Source organism: Nitrobacter sp. 62-23, from assembly GCF_001897285.1.
GTDB lineage: Bacteria > Pseudomonadota > Alphaproteobacteria > Rhizobiales > Xanthobacteraceae > Nitrobacter.
This window is the reverse complement of the sequence record NZ_MKSM01000022.1, coordinates 1-6,950: the sequence shown is the minus strand read 5'-3', so window position 1 is coordinate 6,950 and position 6,950 is coordinate 1. Positions and strand designations below refer to the sequence as shown.

General features: G+C 64.3%; 7 protein-coding genes. 6 read left to right on the top strand and 1 reads right to left on the bottom strand.

Going from position 1 to position 6,950, the window contains the following annotated elements:
- Together BGO16_RS02595 and BGO16_RS02590 are read left to right on the top strand one after the other, a co-directional pair.
- Positions 1 to 209, top strand: a 209-nt coding sequence (locus tag BGO16_RS02595; protein WP_292617039.1) for a hypothetical protein, incomplete at its 5' end; no start/stop codon positions are given.
- Positions 206 to 904, top strand: a complete 699-nt coding sequence (locus BGO16_RS02590) for a hypothetical protein (RefSeq protein WP_292617038.1) — start codon at positions 206 to 208, stop codon at positions 902 to 904. The genes BGO16_RS02595 and BGO16_RS02590, both read left to right, overlap by 4 nt.
- A 291-nt stretch (positions 905 to 1,195) precedes the next feature.
- Here the strand turns inward: BGO16_RS02590 and BGO16_RS02585 are convergent, their stop codons facing one another.
- Entirely contained in the window at positions 1,196 to 2,065 is an 870-nt protein-coding gene (locus BGO16_RS02585) for an N-acetylmuramoyl-L-alanine amidase (protein WP_292617037.1), read from the bottom strand.
- 515 nt (positions 2,066 to 2,580) lie between these two features.
- Between BGO16_RS02585 and rsmH the strand changes: the two genes are divergently transcribed.
- The 4 genes from rsmH to BGO16_RS02565 form a co-directional block, all read left to right on the top strand.
- On the top strand, positions 2,581 to 3,576 hold the full coding sequence (gene rsmH / locus BGO16_RS02580) for a 16S rRNA (cytosine(1402)-N(4))-methyltransferase RsmH (RefSeq protein WP_292617036.1): 996 nt from the start codon (positions 2,581 to 2,583) through the stop codon (positions 3,574 to 3,576).
- 3 nt (positions 3,577 to 3,579) lie between these two features.
- Positions 3,580 to 3,960: a hypothetical protein gene (locus BGO16_RS02575; RefSeq protein WP_292617035.1), complete on the top strand. Its 381-nt coding sequence runs from the start codon at positions 3,580 to 3,582 to the stop codon at positions 3,958 to 3,960.
- On the top strand, positions 3,957 to 5,714 hold the full coding sequence (locus BGO16_RS02570) for a penicillin-binding protein 2 (protein WP_292617033.1): 1,758 nt from the start codon (positions 3,957 to 3,959) through the stop codon (positions 5,712 to 5,714). Before BGO16_RS02575 ends, BGO16_RS02570 begins: the two co-directional genes overlap by 4 nt.
- 36 nt (positions 5,715 to 5,750) lie before the next feature.
- A partial coding sequence (locus BGO16_RS02565) for a UDP-N-acetylmuramoyl-L-alanyl-D-glutamate--2,6-diaminopimelate ligase (RefSeq protein ID WP_292617032.1) occupies positions 5,751 to 6,950 on the top strand: 1,200 nt, incomplete at its 3' end.

Genomic DNA, 6,950 nt, shown 5'->3' with positions numbered 1-6,950 from the left:
TGATCTCTGACCTTGTACTTGACCTGATCCCAGTTTTCTTCAATCCGATTCCAGTCCATTTTTATTCCTCCTCCATGGTAGCGAAGGAGAAATCGGCCCCTGCACGTTTGTTCCGTGGTCAAATAGTCGCACCCCGGATGCGAGTTCGGTTTGCTGCTGCGGCTGCGAAAGCGGTTGCCGGATTGTCATGTCGGGAGACGTTGGAATGATGCAGAAGACCGGAAGCGGAAAACACAGGACGTCCTATCCGGACCCCGATGCGACTGAGTTTGTTCACGATGTTGAGGAGTATAGCGCCCCCGATCTCCCCGAACGGTTGAGCGATCCCATGCGGGTCGACCTGGGATTGCTGGCGCGGATCGACGCGGCCAGAAAAGCAGGCGGGCCGGTCGGCGAGCACTCGGTCTGGTCGCGATGGTACGACTCCCAGGTCGAGGAATTGCGTGGCCGGTGGATGGCGCTGTTCGACTTCTACAAAATCGCCGCGCGATCGCCCGAGGATGCCTGGATGCAGCTTGCGACCGCTTTGGCGCGCGACTTCGTTCCGGGCCTGCTGGTGGAGAACGTTTTTCCGACCCAGGATCTGCTCATCGAACAGGCGCGGCTTTTCGCCCTGATCACGGACGTGTCGGAAGCCGTGCGCGCGCGGCGTGGCGAGGCGGACGACCAGGTTTCGGAACGAACGGTGCTTGAAGAGGACTTTTTCAACGAGCAACCATGGAACGCCGAGCTGTTTGGCAAGAAACCGGACAGCATCGATACTCTGATGGCGAGGTTTGCGCGGGAGAAAGAACGCTTCGCCAGATTGCTGATCGAGCAATATTGGTCAAAGACCGCGATTATGTCATTCTTTGCCGACTCCGGCCTTGATCTGCCCGAATTCGTTCTCGATTTGCCGGAATGAGGACGCCCAAAAACGATTTCGTTTGAAAACACCAGTTCGTCATGCCACACGCCGGGAACGGGTTAGACAAAACGCGTGCCGATGCGTTGGTGCCGTAGCCTGAAACCGGCAAAATAGGCTACGTCCATCATCCCCGTCACGGCCGGTTGTCACCCGGCATGTGCGCGCGATAACGCAACGAGGGCGCGGAAAGTTCCACAGGGCAGGTGGTTGCACAGGAAGGTGGATTGTCGGCCTCCAGGTTATCGTCCGATCCAAGGAGGCGGGCGAAAAATCGCTACGCCGCCGTCCTCATCCGCTCCGGCGTGACGGCGCGCTGGCCTGGGCCGGCATGTTTTCGAGCAAAATTTGCAACGTCTTCAGTGTCGATTGATCGGCCACACCGTCGACACGCTCCGGACGGAAGTGACGCTGAAAGGCCGTGACCACTTCCGCGGTCGTTTTGTCGAATGTTCCGCTGGCCTTGATGCCGTAGCCGTATTGCGCCAGCGATTGCTGGAGCGCGCGGACATCGTCGCCCTCGCTGCCGGTCTTCAGTATCTCTCCCGGTACAATCGGCACCGGCCGGACCCAGTGCCCGACGCCGGAATCCGCCAGCGAATGCCATGGGAATTTCTCGCCGGGGTCCTTTTTGCGTGCAGGCGCGACGTCGGAATGCCCGACGACGCGATGGGGCGGAATGTCGCGCCGAAGTATGATGCCGCGGCACAGCGCGATGACGGCGGCGATCTGCCGCAGCGGGAAATCCGGATAGCCCCAGTCATGGCCGCGATTGACGATTTCGATACCGATCGAACAGGAGTTGATGTCTTCCTCGCCGGCCCATGAGGCGATGCCGGCGTGCCAGGCCCGCTTGGCCTCCTGGACGCACTGCACAACACGACCGTCCTCGAGTACGACATAATGCGCGGACACGTCGGTGCCGGAGGTGCACAGCCGCGCCAGCGCGCCTTCGACATCGGGCATCCCGGTGTAGTGCAGCACGATCATGTCCGGTTGCCGCCCTTTGGCCCGGTCGCCGAAGTTCATGGAGGGCACGGTGTCGGAGACGACCGATGAATCCGGGATGAAGGTCGGCATTCCAGCGATGGCCTTGGGGATCGGGAGAGGGAGTCGCCGTCTTGGGTCGGAATAAGCGGATACGAACGAACCTGATAGCATGCAACAACCCAAAACAGATAGACGAACGGCGCGCGGCGTGTAACGCGCGGTCCGTTTTCGACGACTCACGTTTTCGACGACTCAAGTGAGATCACTATCCGGACGCGCGGTCCGGCAGGCAATCGAAGCCTGACCGCCTTTCATCTTTTCCCCGGCTTTGGGGGGCGCGCGTCAGGCGCGGCCGCATCGCGGCGAAACAACTCGCTTTCCGGCGAAACCATCAACTCTTTCTTAACGCTAACGGCCGTTACTGAGTGATGAAGTGCCGAGCCGGTTTCGGAGCGGCCGAGGCCCCATTTGCGCTCGAAATCTCCATGGCAGCCCCTCAAATTCCATGCGGAAGCCCGGGTTTGTCAGTCTGTCTCCTGGCGCGGGAACTGGTGGGGGCCAAGCCGGCTGGACCCGCTATGGCGATGGGCCCGGAGGACCGGGGCGGTCGGTTGGTTTTCGGACATTCGGGGCGGAATGGGCGCGCGCGTGTCGAGAGCAATGCATCTGCAGGCGGGGGCGGCACCATGATGGTTGCGCCGGTTCGTCATGTGCCCGTGCTCGGTCGCGAGGCCGTTGCCATGCTCGCGCCGCGCGCGGGTGGCGTCTACATCGATGCGACCTTCGGGGGCGGGGGCTATTCCCGCGCCATCCTTGCCACGGCCGATACCCGCGTGATCGGGATCGACCGCGACCGCACCGCGATTGCCGGCGGCTTCGGTCTGGTTGAGGAGTCCGGCGGCAGGCTGACGCTGGTCGAGGACCGCTTTTCCAATCTTGCCGCGATCTGCGCCGCGGAGGGCGCCGACGCCGTCGACGGCATCGTCATGGATGTCGGGGTGTCCTCGATGCAACTCGACGAGGCCGGTCGCGGCTTCTCGTTTCGTCTCGACGGTCCGCTCGACATGCGCATGAGCGGGCATGGGCCGACCGCGGCCGACGTGGTGGCGCGCGCCTCCGAGACCGATCTTGCCAACCTCATCTATGTCTTCGGCGAGGAACGGCGCTCGCGCGCGGTGGCGCGCGCCATCGTTGCCGCACGGCGCGACGCCCCGATCGCGACCACGCGGGCGCTGGCCGATATCGTCTCGAAGGTGGTCCGCGCCAAGCCGCACGAGATTCATCCGGCGACGCGGACGTTCCAGGCGTTGCGGATCTTCGTCAACGAGGAGCTTGACGAGCTGATTGCCGCGCTGGCGGCGGCGGAGCGCGTGCTCAAGCCTGGCGGCCGGCTCGCGGTGGTGTCCTTTCATTCGCTGGAAGACCGCATCGTCAAGAACTTCTTCGCCATGCGTGGCAAGGCGGGCGGCGGTTCGCGTCACCGGCCCGAGATCGAACGGGCCGCGCCGAGCTTTGCCATTCTGACGCGCCGCCCGGTGACGGCGGGGGAGGACGAGGTGCGCGCCAACCCGCGGGCGCGGTCCGCCAAGCTGCGCGCCGCCGAACGCACCGCTGCGCCCGCGCTCGACGCCGACGCGCAGCCGGACTGGCCTTCGCTCGCAAACGTGATGCGGGGAGGCTGATCGATGCGGATCATCCATTTCCTCGTGGTTTGCGCACTGGTCTATGCGGCGTCATACGTCTACCGCATCAAGATGGATTCCACGACCCGCACCGAGCGCGTGTCGCGGCTCCAGGCGCAGGTGCGCGAGCAGCGCGAGGCGATCGCGGCCTTGCGTTCGGAATGGGCGAGGCTCGACGCGCCGAGGCGGCTGCAGGTGCTGGCCGAGCGGCATTTGAAACTGAAGCCCATTGAGGCCACGCAATTCGATTCACTGAAGAACCTGCCGGAGCGGCCGCCGAGCCTGGTGCCGCCCGGTACGTCTGACCCGATCGGCGCCATGATCGAGATCGTTGATCCCGATGTCATCACTGGCTCGCTTCCCGCGCAGGAGGGCCCGCAATGACCGGCTGGAACATGCGCGGCCGCGGCAGCCGCACGCTGTCGGTGGCGTGGAGCCAGCGCATGATCCGCAACCTGCTCTACGGGCGCAACGTCGATCGCGCCGCCAAGGCGAGGGTGCGCGTCGGCCTCGTCATTATCATATTCGGTCTGATATATGCGGTGATCGCGGCTCGCCTCATGATGTTTGCCGCGTTCCCGGATGATCGGGGAGGGCACCGCACGGCGTCGCAGGATGCGATCGCGACCGCTCGGCCCGATATTGTCGATCGCAACGGTCAGGTTCTCGCCACCGACGTCAAGACGCCGAGCCTGTTCGGCGAGCCGCGCCGCATCATCGATCGCGACGAGGCGGTCGAGTTGCTGACCGCAACGCTGCCCGATCTTGAGACTGCCGAGGTCCGCCAGCGCCTCGGCACCCGCAAGGGCTTTGTCTGGCTGAAGCGCGAGATTACCCCGTCGCAGCAGAAGGAAATCCATAACCTTGGTATTCCGGGCATCGGCTTTCTGCGCGAGAACAAGCGCGTCTATCCGAGCGGCAGCGAGGTCGCGCACCTGATCGGCCTGGTCAACATCGACAACCAGGGCATCGCAGGTATGGAGAAGTGGCTCGACAGCAACGGGCTCGCCGACCTGCATCGCGCCGGTTTCGCCACCGACCGCCTTCAGAAGCCGGTGGAGCTGTCGATCGACCTGCGCGTCGAGCACGCGCTACGCGACGAACTGCTCAAGGCCAAGGAGCACTATCACGCCAAGGCCGCCTCGGGCCTCGTCTCCAATGTTCGCACCGGCGAGATCGTCGCGATGGTCTCGCTGCCGGATTTCGATCCGAACAACCCGAAGGAAGCCCACGATCCTGATCGCATCAACCGTTTGACCACGGGTGTTTACGAAATGGGGTCGACCTTCAAGGCTTTCACGCTGGCGATGGCGCTCGATTCCGGCAAATACGACCTGAACTCGATGTGGGACGCGCGCGCGCCGCTGCATTTTGGCCGTTTCACGATCCATGATGACCATCGGCTCGGCCGCTTCATCAACATGAAAGAGGTGTTCACCTATTCGTCCAACATCGGCGCGGCGCGGATCGCGCTTGCGCAAGGCGTCGAGGCGCACAAGGCGTTCCTGCGCAAGATGGGGCAGATGGAGCGCCTGCGCACCGAATTGCCGGAAAGCGCTTCGCCGATCCTGCCGCGCAAGTGGGGCGAATTGAACACCGTCACCATCGCCTTCGGCCACGGCATCGCGGTGGCGCCGTTGCAAGCCGTGATGGGAATCGACGCGCTGGTCAACGGCGGCTACCTCATTCCGCCGACCTTCCTGAAGCGATCGGAAGTGGATGCGATGAAACTCGCCAAGCGGGTCATCAAAAAGGAAACCAGCGACAAGATGCGCTTCCTGCTGCGGCTGAACGCCGAGGTCGGCACCGCAAAGAAGGCCGACGTCAAGGGCTATTATGTCGGCGGCAAGACCGGCACCGCCGAGAAGGTCATCAACGGTCGTTATGCCAAGAAGCGCGTGCTCAACGCCTTCACCGCGATCCTGCCGGCGGACAACCCCCAGTATCAGCTTCTGGTGATGCTGGACGAGCCGCAGCCGCTCAAGGAGACGTTCGGCTTCATCACCTCCGGCTGGAACGCGGTGCCGACCGGGGGCAAGGTGATCGCGCGCATTGCGCCGCTTCTCGGCGTCCAGCCCCGGTTCGATCTGCCGCCGTCCGACCGCCTTATTCTTGCGGCATCCCGAGCGACGCAGTAAACGCGGGGTCAGCGGCGCAGCCGGGACCAGGAGAGCATGAAACTTCGCGAGCTTTTCGGCGACGATGCCGGCATGGACGCGCGGACCGGCGAGCTTGCCGTCACGGGCCTTGCCGCGGACAGCCGCGAGGTCAAGCCGGGCGATCTGTTTTTTGCGCTTGCCGGAACGACGACCGATGGCGCGCGGTTCGTCGATGCCGCGGTCGCGGCCGGTGCCGTCGCGGTTGCCGGTGAACACGCGCCAGCGGGCGGCCGCGTTCCGTTCATCACGACGTCGAATCCGCGCCGTGCGCTGGCGCTGGCGGCGGCGAAATTTTTTCCGCGGCAGCCGGGGACGATCGCGGCCGTCACCGGAACCAGTGGCAAGACATCGGTCGCAGCCTTCACGCGGCAGATATGGCAGCGGCTCGGTCATCCGTCCGCGAGCATCGGCACCATCGGTGTGGTCTCGCCCTCGCGCAACGTCTACGGCTCGGTGACGACGCCCGATCCGATTGCGCTGCATCGCGAACTCGATCAGCTTGCGGGCGAGGGCGTGACGCATCTCGCGCTGGAAGCGTCCTCTCATGGGCTCGACCAACATCGCCTCGACGGCGTGCGTGTGCGCGCCGCAGGCTTCACCAATCTCTCGCGCGACCATATGGATTATCATCCGACCGTCGCGCACTATCTCGAGACGAAACTGCGGCTGTTCCGCGAACTGGTTGAGCCGGACGGCGTCGCCGTGATTTCCGCCGATCACGATTGCTCGGGAACGGTGATCGAAGCCGCCGTCGCGCGTAACCTGCAGGTGATGCGGGTCGGTCGCCGTGGCGACGGCGCGCACCTCGGCATTCGCCTGGTTGACGCGGTCATTGATGGCTTTGCGCAACGGGTGACTCTCGAACACGCGGGATGCGAGCGCATCATACATCTGCCGCTGGTCGGCGAATTCCAGATCGAGAACGCGCTGGTGTCGGCGGGTCTCGTCATCGGCACCGGCGGCGATGCCGATCAGGTGTTCGCTGCGCTCGAGCATCTCGAGGGCGCCAAGGGGCGGCTTGAACTGGTTGGCGAGCGCAACGGTGCGCCGGTCTTCGTCGATTACGCTCACAAGCCGGATGCGCTGGCGAAGGCACTGCAGGCGCTGCGGCCGTATGCCAGGCGGCGGCTCGTGGTGGTGTTCGGTGCGGGCGGTGACCGTGACGCGGGTAAACGTCCGCTGATGGGCGAGATCGCCGTCAACAATGCTGATGCG

Bases quoted from the DNA above. Each gene is read 5' to 3' on its own strand.
- rsmH (WP_292617036.1), top strand. From the start codon at position 2,581: ATGATGGTTGCGCCGGTTCGTCATGTGCCCGTGCTCGGTCGCGAGGCC.
- BGO16_RS02575 (WP_292617035.1), top strand. From the start codon at position 3,580: ATGCGGATCATCCATTTCCTCGTGGTTTGCGCACTGGTCTATGCGGCG.
- BGO16_RS02585 (WP_292617037.1), bottom strand. From the start codon at position 2,065: ATGCTATCAGGTTCGTTCGTATCCGCTTATTCCGACCCAAGACGGCGA.
- BGO16_RS02570 (WP_292617033.1), top strand. From the start codon at position 3,957: ATGACCGGCTGGAACATGCGCGGCCGCGGCAGCCGCACGCTGTCGGTG.
- BGO16_RS02590 (WP_292617038.1), top strand. From the start codon at position 206: ATGATGCAGAAGACCGGAAGCGGAAAACACAGGACGTCCTATCCGGAC.